Genomic DNA, 16,544 nt, shown 5'->3' with positions numbered 1-16,544 from the left:
GATTACAGCACCTCCGGAGCGAGCGAGATGATTTTCATGAAGTTTTTCGCACGCAACTCACGCACAACTGGCCCGAAGATGCGGGTACCGATCGGCTCGTTGTTGTTGTTGAGGATGACGGCGGCGTTGCGATCAAAGCGGATCGCGGTGCCGTCTTCGCGGCGGACTTCCTTGGCAGTGCGCACGACGACGGCCTTGCGCACGTCGCCTTTCTTCACACGGCCGCGGGGGATGGCTTCCTTCACCGAGACAACAATGATGTCGCCGACGGAGGCGTATTTACGCTTGGAACCACCCAGGACCTTGATGCACTGAACACGGCGTGCGCCGCTGTTGTCAGCAACATCCAGGTTGGTCTGCATCTGGATCATTTGGTTTCTCCCGACCTTTGGGGGGCCGATGCGTGGCCATATCCCCAGGGTTTCGAATTAAGGGCGTGCGCCTTAGGCCTCAGCGGCCTCCAGCACTTCCCAACGTTTGGTTTTCGACTTCGGCGCGCATTCGATGATGCGGACAGAGTCCCCTACCTTGAAGGTGTTCTTCTCATCGTGCGCCCGGTACTTCTTGGACTTACGGATGGTCTTCTTCAGAACCGGGTGCGTGAAGCGGCGCTCGACGCTGACGGTGACTGTTTGGGCGTTGGCATCAGAGGTCACGACGCCGGACAGAATACGCTTTGGCATGGGTGCTCTCCTTACTCAGACGCAGCAGCAGAGGCTGCTTTTTGGTTCAACACGGTCTTCACACGGGCCGCATTGCGGCGCGCGGTGCGCAGCTGCGCAGGGTTTTCCAGCTGGCCCGTGGCCTGCTGAAAGCGCAGGTTGAACTGTTCTTTTTTCAGATTGGCCAGCTCTTCACGCAGCTGGTCCGGGGTCTTGTCGTGCAATTCCTTGGCGTCCATCGCCCTTTTCCTTTCAACATCACGAGAAGGCCGCTTGAAAGCGTCACCCTGATTCCCGTGGAGTTCATGATGAAGGGGCCGTATAGGCCCAACCGGCCTGCATCGCAACCCCTTTTGACAAAGAACAAAACGCCTGACCCAGTGCCGTCGCCTAGTCCCCCACTCCCCCCACAATTTCACCCGCGCTCGAGTCGAGGGGTGGGTGCAAAGCGCCCTCCCTATTGCGGAGGCTTTAGCGGAGCCGCAACAAATCGGGTATGCTTCAAAGAAGATCTTACTGAGCACCTCGCGGCTCCGGTGACTCCAGAAGGAGAAGCCGGACTCCGATAGCAACAATGAGCAGCCCAGCCGTGCGCTCCAATATGGTGCGCGCGCGACGTGAACGGCGCAGGACGGCTCCGATGGTTCCTGAGAATGTGGCGAGCGTCAGCTCCACTACGAGAGCGACAGCGCGCATTACGAAGCCAAGGATGACAAACTGAACAGCGACCGACCCCGCAGCAGGGTCCACGAACTGCGGCAGGAAGGCCAGCATGAACACGTGGCTCTTCGGATTTACCAGACTGGCGATGAACCCCTCTTTGATGGCTGCGCGAGAAGACACGATCGAACTGCCTCCAGTTGGATCAAGCATTGATCCCAACAGCAGTTTTAGCCCGCGCCAGATCAGGTAGGCTCCACCCGCATAGCGGATGACATCGAATGCGAGCGGATTTTCTGCCACAAGTGTCGCCAAGCCGAGAGCCAGCAGGGGAACTTGAACCGTCCCGGCCAGAAAGAAACCCAATGCTGTGTAGATCGCAGCGGCGCGCCCTTGAGATAACCCACGACCAACGATCAAGAACAGGTCCGGGCCCGGCGTAAGCGCCAAGATCACGACCGCAATTGAGAAGGCAGCAAGGGTAAAAGGGTCAATCAGCATAGAAAGACAGTAGAAGCGTTCCAACCGCCTGACAACGCGAGAAGCGGGCGTTCACACGATCACCCCGAAGGGCAGCGCCGTCCGCTCAATCGCCATTTTTCTTCGCAAGTCTTTATCCACGGTACGCCGCTTTAATCCCGCAAATTCGTTCAAACCACTATGCGACCACCGACGTGACAACGGCATCGAAATAACCATATTCCCTTTGGAAGCGACCCAAAATCCCTACCGGGCCCCAAGCCTACGGGTTCTTTGCGCACACGCCGCATCACCCCCTCGCCTCTCGCCACGGGCTCGGCTAAGACGGGGTCATGAGCACTATAGATTCCCTCTTCGTTACCCGCCTCTACCGCGCCTCTCTCTCCGAGAAGAAGCCCGCCATCGATACCGCTGAGTTGCAGGCCTCCTGCTGGTCCATCGCGGAAGATGACGAGGCTGGCCAGGACTGGTGCGAGCAGAACGGCTATCCCGGCTACACCAGTTATGCCTCGCTGACCGACCTGCCCTACCGCTTTCCGATCTTCAAGGATCTGGTCAAGTGCCTCGACAAACACGTGAAATCTTTCGCAAAGGATCTCGCTTTCGACCTAGGCGACAGACCGTTGAAACTGGAAGATATCTGGATCAACATCCTGCCCCCCGGCGGCATCCACACCAGCCACATCCACCCGCATTCCGTGATCAGCGGCACCACCTATGTTGCCGTCCCGCCCGGAGCCAGCGCGCTCAAGCTTGAAGACCCGCGCCTGCCGATGATGATGGCCGCCCCTCCCCGCCACAAAGACGCGCCTGCGGAGTTGCAGACGTTCAGATACATCGCGCCCGAACCGGGAGACGTGATGCTGTGGGAAAGCTGGCTCCGCCACGAAGTCCCGCTCAACATGGCCGAAGAAGAACGGATTTCGGTGAGCTTCAACTACAGTTGGAGTTGACGACAGAACACCCATCCACCCCAAGCGGATTTGCTAAAAATCAGGCGACTTCGGGAATTTGACTGTCTCAGCGGGCCTTCGCTATTGGTTCCAATGGACAAATGTAATAGTTTTGTAAATATTTTATGAAACCATTGCATTGAGGGCCGGTGCATGGCCGTAGAACATCACGATATCCGCGCAGAACGCGGCGCCTTCATCGCGCAAGCGCTGGAAGAGTTTGTGCTCCTATGCCGGATGGGTTGGCAGGATCGGTCCAGCCGGGTGATCTCTGCGGTGTTTCTTGCCACCACAACCCTGTGTCTGGCGGCGGCAGTTCTTGCCTATGCTTTGCAGCCCAATAGTACACTGGCCGGAACGATCCACGCCGAGCTCAACCTCGGGATAGACAACAGCCTGAGCGAAAAACTTGGTCACGGGCTCGCGTTTCTCGCCGCAGCACTGTTTGTCATGTGCCACATCCGCGACCGGTCACGCGTGGCGCTTTTCCTGGCCGTGCTCTGCGCCTTCATCTGGTTCGACGATACGGCGCGATACCATGAGCGGCTTGGCAGTGTGATTGCAGAGGCCGCCGCGTTACAACCGGCGTTTGGCTTGCGCGGACAGGACCTCGGCGAATTGGCCGCTTGGTACATTGCGGCCTGTCTGCTGGCACCGCTTCTTGCCTGGGCGGTAAAACAGCGCATGACCGGTGACCTTGGCTTGCTCTTTGCCGCCGCTCTTTGCTTTGGCGCGCTGGTGATTTTTGGCGTGGTCATCGATATGGCGCATATCGTTTTCCCGGTTAAAGCACTGCTTTTCCTTGAGGACGGCGGTGAGTTGATCACGCTTACGGGCTTCTGCATCCTCGCGGTCAGTGTCTCGCAGACACAGGAGCGGTATTTCCAGACCAACTGACGACAACGTGCCACTAACCCGGTAGCACGTTCCTTCAAAAGATCCGTTCAGACGAAACAACCCCCGCCGAATGAACGACGGGGGTTTTTCTTTTGGCAGCACCCGCAGGTTGCGGGTGACAGAAAAGCCGCCCGGGTTTACCAGTCCTCGCGGACGACGACCCGTGTCTTGATCGGCAGCTTCATCGCCGCCAGACGCAGCGCCTCGCGGGCCACGTCCTCGTTCACGCCGTCGATCTCGAACATCACGCGACCGGGCTTGACCTTCGCCGCCCAACGGTCGACGGAGCCTTTACCCTTACCCATGCGGACTTCGATGGGTTTGGCAGTGACCGGCACGTCCGGGAAGATCCGGATCCAGACCCGGCCCTGACGTTTCATGTGACGCGTCATCGCGCGGCGGGCCGCTTCGATCTGACGTGCTGTAACCCGCTCAGGCTCGATGGCCTTGAGACCATAGGTGCCGAAGTTCAGGTCAGACCCACCCTTCGCCAGCCCCTTGATCGAGCCTTTGAACTGCTTGCGGAATTTCGTGCGTTTTGGTTGTAGCATCTGTCATTCCCCCTTAGCGACGACCGCCTGCACCACGGGGTGCTGGGCCATCCTGGAGTTCCTGTGCTTTTCGGTCACGCGCGGCTGGATCGTGCTCCATGATCTCACCTTTGAAGATCCAGGTCTTGATCCCGATGATGCCATAGGCAGTCGTCGCTTCCACATGTGCGTAATCGATGTCGGCCCGCAGGGTATGCAAAGGCACGCGGCCTTCGCGGTACCATTCAGTCCGCGCGATCTCGGCACCGCCCAGACGACCGGCGACGTTCACGCGGATGCCGAGGGCCCCCATGCGCATCGCGTTCTGCACCGCACGTTTCATGGCGCGGCGGAAAGACACCCGACGCTCCAGCTGCTGTGCAATGCTTTCACCAACCAATGCCGCGTCCAGCTCAGGCTTGCGCACTTCAACGATGTTGAGGTGCAGCTCAGAGTCGGTCATCTTGGCGATCTTCTGGCGCAGACCTTCAATGTCCGCCCCTTTCTTGCCGATGATGACACCGGGGCGGGCTGTGTGGATCGTGACGCGGCATTTTTTATGCGGACGCTCGATGATCACACGGGCCACACCGGCCTGATGACATTCTTTCTTGATGAATTCACGGATTGCGAGGTCTTCCAGCAGAAGGTCCCCGTAATCTTTGGTGTCGGCATACCAGCGGCTGTCCCAGGTGCGGTTCACCTGCAGGCGCATGCCAATCGGATTGACTTTGTTACCCATTAGGCTTGCTCCTCTACCTGACGCACCTTGATCGTAATCTCCGAGAACGGCTTGATGATTTTGCCGAACCGGCCACGCGCGCGCGGACGTCCACGCTTCATGGTCAGGTTTTTACCCACATAGGCCTCAGCGACGACCAATTCATCGACGTCGAGGTTGTGGTTGTTTTCCGCGTTCGCGATGGCGGACTGAAGGCATTTCTTCACGTCCAGAGCGATCCGTTTCTTGGAGAAGGTCAGGTCCGTCAGGGCCTTGTCCACCTTCTTGCCCCGGATCATCGCGGCGACGAGGTTCAGTTTCTGCGGGGATGTGCGAAGCATGCGCAGTTTTGCCATTGCTTCGTTGTCAGCCACGCGGCGGGGATTTTTATCCTTGCTCATGGCTTATTTCCGCTTCGCTTTTTTGTCGGCGGCATGACCGTAGTAGGTCCGTGTCGGGGAGTATTCACCGAACTTCTGACCGATCATGTCTTCGCTGACGTTAACAGGGATGTGCTTGTGACCGTTGTAGACACCGAACGTCAGGCCCACGAACTGGGGCAGGATTGTCGAGCGGCGCGACCAGATCTTGATCACTTCGTTGCGGCCGCTTTCGCGGGACGCTTCGGCCTTTTTCAACACGTAGCTGTCGACAAAAGGGCCTTTCCATACTGAACGAGACATAGATTAACGCCCCTTCTTCTTGGCGTGCCGCGAGCGCAGGATAAGCTTGCTGGACGCTTTTTTCTTGTTCCGGGTCTTTGCACCCTTTGTCGGCTTGCCCCAAGGCGTCACCGGGTGACGACCACCAGAGGTCCGGCCTTCACCACCACCATGCGGGTGGTCGATCGGGTTCATCACGACACCACGCACAGAGGGGCGGATGCCCTTGTGACGCATGCGGCCCGCTTTACCGTAATTCTGGTTGGAGTTGTCGGGGTTCGACACGGCACCAACGGTCGCCATGCATTCCTGACGCACCAGACGCAGCTCGCCGGAGCTCAGACGGATCTGAGCGTAGCCACCATCCCGGCCCACGAATTGGGCGTAGGTACCGGCGGCACGCGCGATCTGACCACCCTTGCCGGGCTTCATCTCGATGTTGTGCACGATTGTCCCGATGGGCATGCCGGAGAAAGGCATGCAGTTGCCGGGCTTGATGTCTGCCTTTTGGCTCGACACGATCTTGTCTGCCACGGCCAGACGCTGCGGTGCGAGGATATACGACTGTTCGCCGTCCTCGTATTGCACCAGCGCGATAAAGGCTGTGCGGTTAGGGTCATATTCGATCCGCACCACGGTCGCGGTGACATCGAATTTGTTGCGTTTGAAGTCGACGATCCGGTAGAGGCGCTTGGCCCCGCCGCCTTTGCGGCGCATCGTGATCCGTCCGGTATTGTTCCGTCCGCCATTCTTGGTCAAGCCTTCTGTGAGGGCTTTGACCGGGCGGCCTTTCCAGAGCTCCGAACGGTCGATCAGTACCAGCCCACGCTGGCCCGGCGTCGTCGGTTTATACGACTTGAGTGCCATGTTGTCTGTCTTCCGTTTTGCTGTCGGTCGTCGCAATGACGACCATGGTATGAAGGCCCCCGTAGGTGCCCGACTTGGGTGTCCGTCAGGACAACAACGAAGCCCCGGACGAATCCGGGGCCTTGCCGATGGGTCCGTTTAAGAGAGGCCGCCCCCGGGGTCAAGCGTGTGCGGGCTGAAAATACAGGTTTTTCCGGTGTGTCATGCCGCACCTTGGCACCTATTCGCCGCGCCAGACACGACCCCATCTTCTGTCTTTCTAACTTAACAGGGGAGATGGTAGGCTCCAAAGATCTTGGGTGGAGGGAATACCATGAGTTTTGTAAAAGCACTTGCTGCGGTCGCTGTCGGGTTCGCCGCAGCGAAGGGTATGGATAAATACAAGCAGATGGGCGGTATGGCCGGTCTGCAAAACGCGATGCAGGGCGCAGGCGGCAGTAATATGGCCGACCAATTGGGCCGCATGGCAGATCAGTTCGGCATCCCGGGCGGCTCCGCACAGGTCAAGAACCTGTTCGGTCAGATGGGGCAGGCAACGGCCGGTGCCACCGAAGCGGGTGCCGCCGGTCTGGGCGGGTTGATGGCGAGCCTGCGGGGGGCAGCCGAAGCGGGCAGCCAACAGTCGGCCTCGATGATGGAGGCGATGTTCGGCAATACACCCGTGGGCGATGCGATGGAACAGCAGGCCAAACTGATGATCCGCGCGATGATTCAGGCCGCCAAGGCCGACGGTGAGATCGACACCGAGGAGCAGGCGGCCATTGTGGACCGGCTGGGCGATATCAGCGAGGAAGAGCGGGAGTTCGTGAAGGCGGAACTGCAGGCCCCCGTTGATCTGGCCGGCCTGGTGCAGGACGCAGGCAATGTCGGGCGCGAGCAGGTCTATTCGACGTCGCTGGCCGCGATCCGCATCGACAATCCGACAGAGGCGCAATACATGCGCCAGCTCGCGACCGGACTCGGCCTGAGCGATGCGCAGCGCGATGCGATCCACGCGAGGATGGGTGTGCCGCCGCTTGCCACCTGACGGCGGGGGCCGCAGGCCAGACATGCCAAGGCTCGATCTGAAAAGCCCAGGCCTCAAAAAAGGCTGACAAAGTCAGCGGAGGTCTGGGCCACCCAAGTGCCGCTGCGCGGTCGGTTCAGTGGTCAGCATCTGGAACCCTGTGGGCATTTATAGCGAGGGTCCGCGCCGCAGCCAGTCACGGAGATGCGTCAAGTCGCCTTGACTGCCTGTGGCCTCCACCGCTTTGCGCAGCACATCCACGCGCTTTACCGCGTCATCACTCGCTCCTTTGACTCTGCGGATTGAACAATCGCGCAAAAAATCCGGTGCGGGGCTGCTCGACGTTACCCGAAGATTTGGGCCTTCCAGCGACCCAAACCTCGATCCGTTCCGAGTTCAGCGCGTTTTCCGAAAAATCGCGCGCTTCTATCCCAAGATCGCTTGCGACGGCCTGGGCAACCGACGCGGTTTCCGGGCTGTAATATCGCAGGTGGGTGGTCGACACGCGAAAGCGCTCGCGTCCTATTTCAGCGACCGCGATCCCGGCGGCCTCCAGCTCAGCCACATAGCTTTGCAGCCTGTCGTTCGGGATACCGTCCGGCGCGTGCATGAAAAACTGAAGCTGGGGCGAGATGCTGCCATACATCGCCTCTTCGCCGGTCAGACCCGGCACCTCCGGCAATGACCGTAAAGTGGCAGCCATCACAAGGTCGGTATCCGCGCGCATGTACTGTACCGCGGAGATTTCAGGCAGAGTGATCGCCTCTGATGAGCCGGGCTCAGGCGCAAAGAACCCCACCGGAGCGGCCGTCAGCGTAGAAACCGCCGCCGCCTCAACCAGCGCGGCGGCACGGGCAGCAGGCACCTCCACAGCGGCAACCGGGTCGGGCGAGATCGGTTGTTGTTCAACCTTGGCACTCTGAGAGACCGCGACAGCTGGCGCCTCAGGCGGTGCAGTCTGCACGCCAATACCGACTAATGCGCCAAAACCAAGTGTCACGCCCAGACCGAAACCAGCGGCACCTGAAAACACCAGCAGGGCCCTGACGGCATGCGTCGTGCTCAGATGCGGCAAGGCTCTCTCCACATCGGGCGTGGATTCAGCCGCCGCTGGCACATCGTCATCCCTGTCTGTCCGGGTTGGCAATGGTTCGGGTATGCTGGGTGCATTGCCCTGCTTCAGCAGCCGCTTGGCGCGTTTGGCGCGGGCTTCGTCCAGACGGTCCTTCCAGTCCGCCACCAACACCGGGTGATCGGATGCGATCGGACGCGCTTCAAGGCCTGATTTGGCGAAACCGCCGGTTCCAGTTTTCGACACGATATTGACCCCTCGGAGAGACGTACTGTCCATGGTGGCAGATCATTGGAAACACTCCGCGGCGCGGCACTGGGAACAAACGTTCACAAATAGTTAATATAGCGAGAGAAAATGGGCAGTTGGTGGCCAGATTACCACACTGACTGCGAAAAATCAGGTGTGACGCGCACCTGGTAACAATTGATCAGGGATGTTTGACCGGACTTCGTCAACCGCATGCCTGTTCAAAGGGCGATGATCGCTTTTGCGAAGAGCTGCGGCGCCGCCAGACAGGCCTCGAACAAAACAAAACCCCGACCTTTCTCAAGGCCGGGGTTCTGCAAAGAGTTCTGATCGGACGTTTAGAGGCCCGTGGACACGTCAATCGTGTTGCCGGCTTCCAGCGTCACATAGGCTTTCTTGACGTCCTTCCGCTTGCCGAGCTGGCCGCGGAAACGCTTTACTTTGCCCTTGGTGATCGTGGTGTTGACCGCTTTGACCTTCACACCAAAGAGCGCCTCGACGGCCTCCTTGATCTGCGGTTTGTTGCTGTCCATCGCCACTTCAAAGACCACTGCGCCGTTTTCGGACGTCATGGTTGCCTTCTCGGTGATGATCGGCTTGCGGATCACATCGTAATGTTCTGCCTTGGCGTTCATTTCAAACGAGCCTCCAGAGCTTCGACACCCGCCTTCGTGATCACCAGCGTGTCACGCTTGAGGATGTCATATACGTTTGCGCCCATTGTCGGAAGGATATCCAGCCCGTCAATGTTGCGCGCGGCTTGAGCGAAATCCTCGTTGACGGACGCGCCATCGATAACCAACGCGCGTTTCCAGCCCAGGTTTGCAACCTGTTTGGCCAGAGCGGCGGTTTTGCCTTCGGAGGCCGCCTCGTCAAGGATGACGATCTCGCCCGCTTTCATCTTGGCGGACAGCGCATGACGCAGACCCAGTTTGCGGAACTTCTTGGTCAGTTCGTGACCATGGCTGCGCGGGGTCGGGCCCTTGTAGATACCACCCTTGCGGAAGATCGGCGCGTTACGGGAGCCGTGGCGTGCGCCGCCGGTGCCCTTCTGGCGATAGATCTTCTTGGTCGAGTAGCTGGTTTCCGAGCGTGTCTTGACCTTGTGCGTGCCGGCTTGCGCGTTGTTACGCTGCCAGCGCACGACGCGGTGCAGGATGTCGGCCCGTGGTTCGAGACCGAAAAGCGCCTCGTCCAGATCTACCGAACCGGCTTTCTTGCCGTCGAGTTTGATGACATCGAGTTTCATGCGTCACCTTCTTTCTTGTCGGCATCTGCATCCGCTTCCGGCGCACCACCTTCTTTGTCAGCTGCGATTTCAGCTTCTGCGGCTTTCAGCGCTTCGGCTTCCGCGGCGGCTTGCTCTTCAGCCAGACGCTTGGCTTCGGCCTCGGCCTCGGCAGCAGCGGCAGCAGCGGCTTCTTCAGCGGCTTTTGCAGCTTCCTCGGCAGCAGATTTCAAAGCGGCAGGCAGGATCGCGTTCTCAGGGAACGGCTTTTTCACCGCATCCTTGACCGTCACCCAGCCCCCTTTGGAGCCCGGCACAGCGCCTTTGACCATGATCAGACCACGGTCTGTATCTGTGCGGACGACCTGCAGGTTTTGCGTGGTGACACGGGCAGCACCCATGTGACCGGCCATTTTCTTGCCTTTGAAAACCTTGCCAGGATCCTGACACTGACCGGTCGAGCCGTGCGAGCGGTGCGAGATCGACACACCGTGCGAGGCACGCAGACCGCCGAAGTTGTGGCGTTTCATCGCACCGGCAAAACCTTTACCGATGGAGGTACCCGCCACGTCAACGAATTGACCCTCAAAATAGTGATCCGCGATGATTTCTTCGCCGACACCGATCAGGTTCTCTTCGTCCACGCGGAACTCGGCGACCTTGCGCTTGGGTTCCACTTTTGCCGAAGCAAAGTGACCGCGCATGGCCTGAGACGTCCGCTTGGCTTTAGCCACACCGGCGCCGAGTTGAACGGCCGTGTAGCCATCCTTTTCAACGGTCCGCTGAGCCACGACCTGCAGCTTGTCGAGTTGAAGAACGGTCACAGGGATCTGCTTGCCGTCTTCCATGAACAGCCGGGTCATCCCGACTTTTTTTGCAATAACGCCTGAGCGCAACATAAAATTACCCTCCTACGCTTATGACTGCAGCTTGATCTCGACGTCCACACCAGCGGCCAGGTCGAGCTTCATCAGCGCGTCCACGGTCTGGGGGGTCGGATCAACGATATCCAGCAGGCGCTTGTGCGTGCGGATCTCGAACTGGTCACGGGATTTCTTGTCAACGTGCGGGCCACGCAGAACGGTGAACTTCTCGATTTTGTTCGGCAGCGGGATCGGGCCGCGAACGGAAGCACCTGTACGCTTGGCGGTGTTGACGATTTCTTGTGTGGAGGCATCCAGCACACGGTAGTCAAACGCCTTGAGGCGGATGCGGATGTTTTGGCTTTGAACGGCCATGAGCATCACCCTTTATATCAGGGTCCAGATCGGAGAGGAGGACGGGCGCTCATCGCACACCCTCATCGCGTCTTTTTATGAACTGAAAAAGGGCACGGCCAGCCGTACCCTCTCAGGACTTGCGCGTCTTAGGGGGAGTCGCAGGAAAAGGCAATGGGGTTTCCGAACGAATATGGATGATATCTGCCGCGCATCCGGTGTTGTCATTGCAGAAACGCTGCTTTCAACAACAATTCGTCCTTGCTGCCGCCCGATATTGCGGCAGACGGAGGCTCTGAGCCCAAACTGTTGGATGCTGCACTTTTCACGAAGGTCCGCTCCTCAACCCATGTCCAAGAATCCCACAGTCGCCATTTTGTCTGCTATTAAGAAAATTGCATCTAAACTTGCATCCTCAATAAAAGAACACGCAAGTTGGGCAAGGATTCAATTAATATTTTGAGGTTTTTCGATGGTCGATGAGAAAGAGCTTTCCACTTCAAGTTCAAGGGTTGAACGTGCTCCTGATTTCGCCAGCATCAATCGGGTCCTTGATGCAAATCCAGAAGGATATGCATCAAGGATCACGTGGGAATCTGTACGCAGTTTTGGCGAATTACAGATCCTGACAAGAGCGTCATACATCATGTTACTGGTAGTTCCACTGATGGCGGGCCTATGGCCGACGGTCAGAGTTCTTGTCAACCGGTATAACCAGAGCCTTAGCCTAGCTCGCGAAAAAATGATCGCAGTTTTGGACCGAATGCCTGAGGCGCAGAGCCTACCATTACAAACGACGACGCGTGAAAAATTGAATACAGGGTTTGAAGATATCGCCGAAGCGCTTCATACGGTGGCCCTTGCAATCGAGAACGCATCGATCCAAGCAACGGCCCTGCCCATGGTTTGGGTAGTTTCCTTTGGTGCCTCACTTTGCGCGGTATTGGGTCAAACACTGTACCAGTCGGCGGCACCTCAAATCATCCGTTCTGACGACAAACGGAGCTACATTGGAAAAGTTATTGAAGAAGAGAAAGGGCTGCGCGAACTGAACGAGTCCAGCCTCCGAGAACTTATTTTGGAGACTAGTCGCGAATACGAAGGGGCAGCGAATACCAACACTTTGGCGCTCAAGTTGAGCGTAGTTATGTACGGCCTTGCAACAGTATTCATCGTTTTGATCGTCACGGATCAGACTATGTCCGTGTTGGATGCGAGCAACTTAATCCCGAACTCCCGCATCTTCTAAGGCCAAGGCGAGTTCGATGACTTCACTCATGGCAACCGCTGAAAAGCGATAAGTGGCGCATCCGCAGCGAAGGGCAGCTTCGTCCGCAAAGCGACCGACACTAACAAACGAAGGGCCGCTCAATTTGAGCGGCCCTTTCTTCAAATTCGTGCGTCGCTGGGAAGCTCCCAAATGCGCGGTTACTCGGTGATTTTGGACACCACGCCGGCGCCGACGGTGCGACCGCCTTCGCGGATCGCAAAACGCAGACCGTTTTCCATCGCGATCGGCGCGATCAGCTCAACGCCAAAGGACACGTTGTCGCCCGGCATCACCATCTCGGTGCCTTCGTTCAGCTGAACCGTGCCGGTCACGTCGGTGGTCCGGAAGTAGAACTGCGGGCGGTAGTTCGCGAAGAACGGCGTGTGACGGCCGCCCTCATCCTTGGTCAGGATGTAGGCTTCGGCCTCGAACTTGGTGTGCGGGGTCACGGAGCCGGGCTTGCAGAGCACCTGGCCACGTTCAACCGCTTCCCGGTCGATGCCGCGCAGCAGCGCGCCGATGTTGTCGCCCGCTTCACCGCGGTCCAGCAGCTTGCGGAACATTTCAACGCCTGTGCAGGTGGTTTTCTGCGTGTCCTTGATGCCGACGATTTCGATCTCGTCGCCCACGTTGATCACGCCACGCTCGACACGACCGGTCACAACCGTACCCCGACCGGAGATCGAGAAGACGTCTTCCACGGGCATCAGGAACGGCTGGTCGATCGCGCGCTCGGGCGTCGGGATCCATTCGTCGACGGCGGCCATCAGCTTCTTGATGGATTCTTCACCGATTTCCGGGTTGTTGCCTTCCATCGCCGCCAGCGCCGAGCCGGGGATGACGGGGATGTCGTCGCCGGGGTACTCGTAGGAGGACAGCAGCTCGCGGATTTCCATCTCGACCAGCTCCAGCAGCTCGTCGTCGTCGACCTGGTCGACCTTGTTCATGTAGACAACCATCGTCGGGATGCCCACCTGGCGGCCCAGCAGGATGTGCTCGCGCGTTTGCGGCATCGGGCCGTCGGCGGCGTTCACCACCAGGATCGCGCCGTCCATCTGGGCGGCACCGGTGATCATGTTTTTCACGTAGTCCGCGTGGCCGGGGCAGTCGACATGCGCGTAGTGACGCGCGTCGGTCTCATATTCCACGTGTGCTGTGGAAATGGTGATCCCGCGGGCTTTCTCTTCCGGCGCGCCGTCGATCTGGTCGTAGGCTTGAAAATCGCCAAAATACTTCGTGATCGCAGCCGTCAGCGTCGTCTTGCCGTGGTCAACGTGACCAATCGTGCCGATGTTTACGTGCGGTTTCGTACGTTCAAACTTTGCCTTTGCCATGGTGGCCTCCTTAGGTGTTCTGTTGGATGGCTAAGCCACCCGAAGTTGGGTTTCGCCGCCCCGGGTGGGGCGACTGAATTACGCGAATTTTGCCTGGATCTCGTCCGAGATGTTCTGCGGAACAGGATCGTAGTGATCGAACTGCATGGTGAACTGCGCACGGCCCGACGACATCGACCGCAGCGTGTTGATGTAACCAAACATATTGGCCAGCGGCACGAAGGCGTCGATCGCAATCGCGTTGCCGCGTGGTTCCTGACCGGACACCTGACCCCGGCGGGAGGTGAGGTCACCGATGATGCCACCGGTGTATTCTTCCGGCGTGATCACTTCGACCTTCATGATCGGCTCGAGCAGTTTCGCACCCGCACCTTTCATGCCGTCGCGCATGCCCATGCGGGCCGCGATTTCAAAGGCCAAGACGCTGGAGTCCACATCGTGGAACTTACCGTCGATCAGCGCGACCTTGAAGTCGATCACCGGGAAGCCCGCCAGCGGACCAGAGTCCATCACCGATTTGATACCTTTTTCCACACCCGGAATGTATTCCTTGGGCACGGCACCCCCAACAATACGGGATTCGAAGGAGTAACCTTCGCCCGGCTCTGTCGGCGTCAGGATCATCTTCACTTCCGCGAACTGACCGGAGCCACCGGACTGCTTCTTGTGGGTGTAGGTGACTTCGTACTCTTTCGAGATCGTCTCGCGATAGGCCACCTGCGGCGCACCGATGTTCGCCTCGACCTTGAACTCGCGCTTCAGACGGTCGACGAGAATATCGAGGTGCAATTCGCCCATACCCTTCATGATGGTCTGACCGGATTCCAGATCAGTTTCCACACGGAAGGAGGGGTCTTCTGCCGCCAGACGCGCCAGACCTTGCGACATTTTTTCCTGGTCGTTCTTGGTCTTCGGCTCAACCGCGATCTCGATCACCGGATCTGGGAAGGTCATGGTTTCCAGAACCACCGGATCGTTCACGGCGCAGAGCGTGTCGCCCGTTGTCGTGTCTTTCAGACCCGCCAGCGCGATGATGTCGCCCGCGAAGGCCTCTTCGATCTCTTCACGGTTGTTGGAGTGCATCATCATCATGCGGCCCACGCGCTCTTTCTTCTCCTTGGTGGAGTTGAGCATCGTGTCGCCCTTGTTCAGCACGCCGGAATAGATCCGTGTGAAGGTCAGCGATCCAACGAAGGGGTCGTTCATGATTTTGAACGCGAGGCCAGCGAAGGCCATGTTGTCATCCGCACGGCGCGCGATGTTCCGGGTTTCTTCCTCGTCGCCCGGTTTGAAGCCCATGTAGTCGACCACGTCGAGCGGGCTCGGCAGGTAGTCAATCACGGCGTTCAGCAGTGGCTGTACGCCTTTGTTCTTGAAGGCAGAGCCACCCAGAACCGGCACAAAAGCAATCTCCAGCGTGCCCTTGCGCAGCAGCGCGCGCAGGGTCGGCACGTCAGGCTCGTTGCCTTCCAGGTATTCCATCATCGCGTCGTCGTCCATTTCGACGGCCGCTTCGATCATCTTGCCGCGCCATTCTTCGGCCATGTCCTTGAGGCTGTCGCGCACGGGCGCTTTGACCCAGGACGCGCCCAGGTCTTCACCCTGCCAGAGCCACTCTTCCATGGTCACGAGGTCGATCAGACCTTCGAGCTCGGTCTCTGCACCGATCGGAATGCCAACAGGCACGGCGCGCGCGCCGGTGCGGTCTTCGATCATGTTTACGCAGTTGAAGAAGTCCGCGCCGATCTTGTCCATCTTGTTGACGAACACCATGCGCGGCACCTTGTAGCGGTCGGCCTGACGCCAGACAGTTTCGGTCTGTGGCTCAACACCAGCGTTGGCGTCCAGCACACAGACGGCACCGTCGAGAACGGCCAGCGAACGCTCGACCTCGATGGTGAAGTCCACGTGGCCCGGGGTGTCGATGATGTTCAGGCGGTGCTTGGGCGTGTCAGCGGTCTGACCGTCCTCGGTGCGCTCCCAGAAGGTGGTGGTCGCAGCCGAGGTGATGGTGATGCCGCGTTCCTGCTCCTGCTCCATCCAGTCCATGGTGGCTGCACCATCGTGCACCTCACCGATGTTGTGGGACTTGCCTGTGTAGTACAGGATGCGTTCCGAACAGGTGGTTTTGCCAGCATCGATGTGAGCCATGATGCCAAAATTGCGGTAGCGGTCTAGCGGATAGTCGCGTGCCATGGGGCTGCTTCCTTGAGGTATCTGAAAACGATTTGCCGCGCCCCCGGACGGGACGCGACGATGTGGTTACCAGCGGTAGTGGCTGAACGCTTTGTTGGCGTCTGCCATCTTGTGCGTATCTTCGCGCTTTTTCACCGCGGTACCGCGGGATTGAACAGCGTCCAGAAGTTCACCAGCCAGGCGCTCTTCCATTGTGTTCTCGTTGCGCGAACGGGCGGCTTTGATCAACCAGCGGATGGCCAGCGCCTGACGACGCTCGGGGCGCACTTCGACGGGCACCTGGTATGTTGCACCACCAACACGGCGCGACCGAACTTCGACGGAAGGCTGGATGTTGTCGAGCGCTTCGTGGAAAACCTCGATGGGTGCGCGCTTGATCTTGTCTTCAACGCGGGTAAGCGCGGAGTAGACGATGCGTTCTGCGACCGACTTCTTGCCGTCGATCATCAGGTTGTTCATGAATTTTGTCAGCACCAGATCGCCATATTTGGCGTCGGGCAGGACTTCGCGTTTTTCGGCTGCGTGGCGACGGGACATTCT

At 58.8% G+C, this 16,544-nt stretch carries 21 protein-coding genes; 4 read left to right on the top strand and 17 right to left on the bottom strand.

The genetic code is table 11. The annotated features are described in order from the left end of the window. Positions 1–2: 2 nt before the first annotated feature. The 4 genes from rplN to ISX84_RS07600 form a co-directional block, all read right to left on the bottom strand. Complete coding sequence (rplN, locus tag ISX84_RS07615; RefSeq protein WP_011567679.1) at positions 3–371, bottom strand: 50S ribosomal protein L14; 369 nt, start codon at positions 369–371, stop codon at positions 3–5. A gap of 72 nt (positions 372–443) precedes the next feature. Continuing rightward, a complete protein-coding gene (rpsQ, locus tag ISX84_RS07610; RefSeq protein WP_195819740.1) occupies positions 444–683 on the bottom strand; it encodes a 30S ribosomal protein S17 in 240 nt (79 codons plus the stop codon). Between the two features lie 11 nt (positions 684–694). Further along, positions 695–901 (bottom strand): 50S ribosomal protein L29, encoded by a 207-nt coding sequence (rpmC, locus tag ISX84_RS07605; protein ID WP_195819739.1) that lies wholly within the window; start codon positions 899–901, stop codon positions 695–697. Positions 902–1,175: 274 nt separating this feature from the next. After that, a complete protein-coding gene (locus ISX84_RS07600; protein ID WP_229884175.1) occupies positions 1,176–1,847 on the bottom strand; it encodes a LysE family translocator in 672 nt (223 codons plus the stop codon). 287 nt (positions 1,848–2,134) lie between these two features. Here ISX84_RS07600 and ISX84_RS07595 point away from each other — a divergent pair, with 287 nt between their 5' ends. After that, positions 2,135–2,755, top strand: a complete 621-nt coding sequence (locus ISX84_RS07595; RefSeq protein WP_195819738.1) for a TIGR02466 family protein — start codon at positions 2,135–2,137, stop codon at positions 2,753–2,755. Between the two features lie 153 nt (positions 2,756–2,908). Next, positions 2,909–3,652, top strand: coding sequence for a hypothetical protein (locus tag ISX84_RS07590; RefSeq protein ID WP_195819737.1), 744 nt, complete (start codon positions 2,909–2,911; stop codon positions 3,650–3,652). Positions 3,653–3,789: 137 nt separating this feature from the next. Here the strand turns inward: ISX84_RS07590 and rplP are convergent, their stop codons facing one another. Genes rplP through rplB form a run of 5 tightly spaced genes read right to left on the bottom strand, consistent with a single transcriptional unit; the run spans position 3,790 to position 6,432 of the window. Further along, the gene (gene rplP, locus ISX84_RS07585) at positions 3,790–4,203 is read right to left on the bottom strand and encodes a 50S ribosomal protein L16 (protein ID WP_195819736.1); all 414 of its coding nucleotides are present in this window, start codon (positions 4,201–4,203) and stop codon (positions 3,790–3,792) included. A gap of 13 nt (positions 4,204–4,216) precedes the next feature. Beyond that, on the bottom strand, positions 4,217–4,924 hold the full coding sequence (rpsC, locus tag ISX84_RS07580) for a 30S ribosomal protein S3 (protein WP_195819735.1): 708 nt from the start codon (positions 4,922–4,924) through the stop codon (positions 4,217–4,219). Continuing rightward, positions 4,924–5,304 carry a 50S ribosomal protein L22 gene (gene rplV / locus ISX84_RS07575; RefSeq protein ID WP_195819734.1) on the bottom strand — a complete coding sequence of 127 codons (381 nt, stop codon included), beginning with the start codon at positions 5,302–5,304 and terminating at the stop codon, positions 4,924–4,926. Before rplV ends, rpsC begins: the two co-directional genes overlap by 1 nt. A gap of 3 nt (positions 5,305–5,307) precedes the next feature. Next, the gene (gene rpsS, locus ISX84_RS07570) at positions 5,308–5,586 is read right to left on the bottom strand and encodes a 30S ribosomal protein S19 (RefSeq protein WP_067296663.1); all 279 of its coding nucleotides are present in this window, start codon (positions 5,584–5,586) and stop codon (positions 5,308–5,310) included. A gap of 3 nt (positions 5,587–5,589) precedes the next feature. Beyond that, on the bottom strand, positions 5,590–6,432 hold the full coding sequence (gene rplB, locus ISX84_RS07565) for a 50S ribosomal protein L2 (RefSeq protein WP_195819733.1): 843 nt from the start codon (positions 6,430–6,432) through the stop codon (positions 5,590–5,592). Between the two features lie 313 nt (positions 6,433–6,745). Between rplB and ISX84_RS07560 the strand changes: the two genes are divergently transcribed. Then, positions 6,746–7,459 (top strand): DUF533 domain-containing protein, encoded by a 714-nt coding sequence (locus tag ISX84_RS07560; RefSeq protein WP_195819732.1) that lies wholly within the window; start codon positions 6,746–6,748, stop codon positions 7,457–7,459. 256 nt (positions 7,460–7,715) lie between these two features. On the opposite strand, the gene ISX84_RS07555 is transcribed toward ISX84_RS07560, so the two are convergent. From ISX84_RS07555 to rpsJ, 5 genes are all read right to left on the bottom strand, one after another. Then, complete coding sequence (locus tag ISX84_RS07555; protein WP_195819731.1) at positions 7,716–8,756, bottom strand: hypothetical protein; 1,041 nt, start codon at positions 8,754–8,756, stop codon at positions 7,716–7,718. Positions 8,757–9,097: 341 nt separating this feature from the next. Further along, positions 9,098–9,394, bottom strand: coding sequence for a 50S ribosomal protein L23 (locus ISX84_RS07550; RefSeq protein ID WP_195819730.1), 297 nt, complete (start codon positions 9,392–9,394; stop codon positions 9,098–9,100). After that, positions 9,391–10,008, bottom strand: a complete 618-nt coding sequence (rplD, locus tag ISX84_RS07545) for a 50S ribosomal protein L4 (protein WP_195819729.1) — start codon at positions 10,006–10,008, stop codon at positions 9,391–9,393. The genes ISX84_RS07550 and rplD overlap by 4 nt, the downstream gene beginning before the upstream one ends. After that, the gene (gene rplC, locus ISX84_RS07540; protein ID WP_195819728.1) at positions 10,005–10,886 is read right to left on the bottom strand and encodes a 50S ribosomal protein L3; all 882 of its coding nucleotides are present in this window, start codon (positions 10,884–10,886) and stop codon (positions 10,005–10,007) included. The genes rplD and rplC overlap by 4 nt, the downstream gene beginning before the upstream one ends. 18 nt (positions 10,887–10,904) lie before the next feature. Beyond that, positions 10,905–11,225, bottom strand: a complete 321-nt coding sequence (rpsJ, locus tag ISX84_RS07535) for a 30S ribosomal protein S10 (RefSeq protein WP_195819727.1) — start codon at positions 11,223–11,225, stop codon at positions 10,905–10,907. 451 nt (positions 11,226–11,676) lie between these two features. Between rpsJ and ISX84_RS07530 the strand changes: the two genes are divergently transcribed. Further along, positions 11,677–12,453 carry a hypothetical protein gene (locus ISX84_RS07530; RefSeq protein ID WP_195819726.1) on the top strand — a complete coding sequence of 259 codons (777 nt, stop codon included), beginning with the start codon at positions 11,677–11,679 and terminating at the stop codon, positions 12,451–12,453. 179 nt (positions 12,454–12,632) lie between these two features. Here the strand turns inward: ISX84_RS07530 and tuf are convergent, their stop codons facing one another. The 3 genes from tuf to rpsG form a co-directional block, all read right to left on the bottom strand. After that, positions 12,633–13,808: an elongation factor Tu gene (gene tuf / locus ISX84_RS07525; RefSeq protein WP_195819710.1), complete on the bottom strand. Its 1,176-nt coding sequence runs from the start codon at positions 13,806–13,808 to the stop codon at positions 12,633–12,635. A gap of 78 nt (positions 13,809–13,886) precedes the next feature. Continuing rightward, positions 13,887–16,004: an elongation factor G gene (gene fusA, locus ISX84_RS07520; RefSeq protein ID WP_195819725.1), complete on the bottom strand. Its 2,118-nt coding sequence runs from the start codon at positions 16,002–16,004 to the stop codon at positions 13,887–13,889. Positions 16,005–16,070: 66 nt separating this feature from the next. Next, positions 16,071–16,541 carry a 30S ribosomal protein S7 gene (gene rpsG, locus ISX84_RS07515; RefSeq protein WP_195819724.1) on the bottom strand — a complete coding sequence of 157 codons (471 nt, stop codon included), beginning with the start codon at positions 16,539–16,541 and terminating at the stop codon, positions 16,071–16,073. Between the last annotated feature and the right edge of the window lie 3 nt (positions 16,542–16,544).

This window comes from Roseobacter sp. MH60115 (assembly GCF_015644665.1).
Lineage (GTDB): Bacteria > Pseudomonadota > Alphaproteobacteria > Rhodobacterales > Rhodobacteraceae > Roseobacter.
Note: the sequence above shows the minus strand (reverse complement) of the source record. Positions and strands in the feature narration are given on the sequence as shown.

What these genes read in the sequence shown, in the direction of transcription:
- ISX84_RS07560 (WP_195819732.1), top strand. Translation starts at nt 6,746, where the DNA reads ATGAGTTTTGTAAAAGCACTTGCTGCGGTCGCTGTCGGGTTCGCCGCA.
- tuf (WP_195819710.1), bottom strand. Translation starts at nt 13,808, where the DNA reads ATGGCAAAGGCAAAGTTTGAACGTACGAAACCGCACGTAAACATCGGC.
- rplB (WP_195819733.1), bottom strand. Translation starts at nt 6,432, where the DNA reads ATGGCACTCAAGTCGTATAAACCGACGACGCCGGGCCAGCGTGGGCTG.
- rpsJ (WP_195819727.1), bottom strand. Translation starts at nt 11,225, where the DNA reads ATGGCCGTTCAAAGCCAAAACATCCGCATCCGCCTCAAGGCGTTTGAC.
- rpsQ (WP_195819740.1), bottom strand. Translation starts at nt 683, where the DNA reads ATGCCAAAGCGTATTCTGTCCGGCGTCGTGACCTCTGATGCCAACGCC.
- ISX84_RS07550 (WP_195819730.1), bottom strand. Translation starts at nt 9,394, where the DNA reads ATGAACGCCAAGGCAGAACATTACGATGTGATCCGCAAGCCGATCATC.
- rplV (WP_195819734.1), bottom strand. Translation starts at nt 5,304, where the DNA reads ATGAGCAAGGATAAAAATCCCCGCCGCGTGGCTGACAACGAAGCAATG.
- fusA (WP_195819725.1), bottom strand. Translation starts at nt 16,004, where the DNA reads ATGGCACGCGACTATCCGCTAGACCGCTACCGCAATTTTGGCATCATG.
- rplD (WP_195819729.1), bottom strand. Translation starts at nt 10,008, where the DNA reads ATGAAACTCGATGTCATCAAACTCGACGGCAAGAAAGCCGGTTCGGTA.
- rpsC (WP_195819735.1), bottom strand. Translation starts at nt 4,924, where the DNA reads ATGGGTAACAAAGTCAATCCGATTGGCATGCGCCTGCAGGTGAACCGC.
- rpsS (WP_067296663.1), bottom strand. Translation starts at nt 5,586, where the DNA reads ATGTCTCGTTCAGTATGGAAAGGCCCTTTTGTCGACAGCTACGTGTTG.
- rplN (WP_011567679.1), bottom strand. Translation starts at nt 371, where the DNA reads ATGATCCAGATGCAGACCAACCTGGATGTTGCTGACAACAGCGGCGCA.
- ISX84_RS07590 (WP_195819737.1), top strand. Translation starts at nt 2,909, where the DNA reads ATGGCCGTAGAACATCACGATATCCGCGCAGAACGCGGCGCCTTCATC.
- ISX84_RS07530 (WP_195819726.1), top strand. Translation starts at nt 11,677, where the DNA reads ATGGTCGATGAGAAAGAGCTTTCCACTTCAAGTTCAAGGGTTGAACGT.
- rplP (WP_195819736.1), bottom strand. Translation starts at nt 4,203, where the DNA reads ATGCTACAACCAAAACGCACGAAATTCCGCAAGCAGTTCAAAGGCTCG.
- rpmC (WP_195819739.1), bottom strand. Translation starts at nt 901, where the DNA reads ATGGACGCCAAGGAATTGCACGACAAGACCCCGGACCAGCTGCGTGAA.
- rpsG (WP_195819724.1), bottom strand. Translation starts at nt 16,541, where the DNA reads ATGTCCCGTCGCCACGCAGCCGAAAAACGCGAAGTCCTGCCCGACGCC.
- rplC (WP_195819728.1), bottom strand. Translation starts at nt 10,886, where the DNA reads ATGTTGCGCTCAGGCGTTATTGCAAAAAAAGTCGGGATGACCCGGCTG.
- ISX84_RS07595 (WP_195819738.1), top strand. Translation starts at nt 2,135, where the DNA reads ATGAGCACTATAGATTCCCTCTTCGTTACCCGCCTCTACCGCGCCTCT.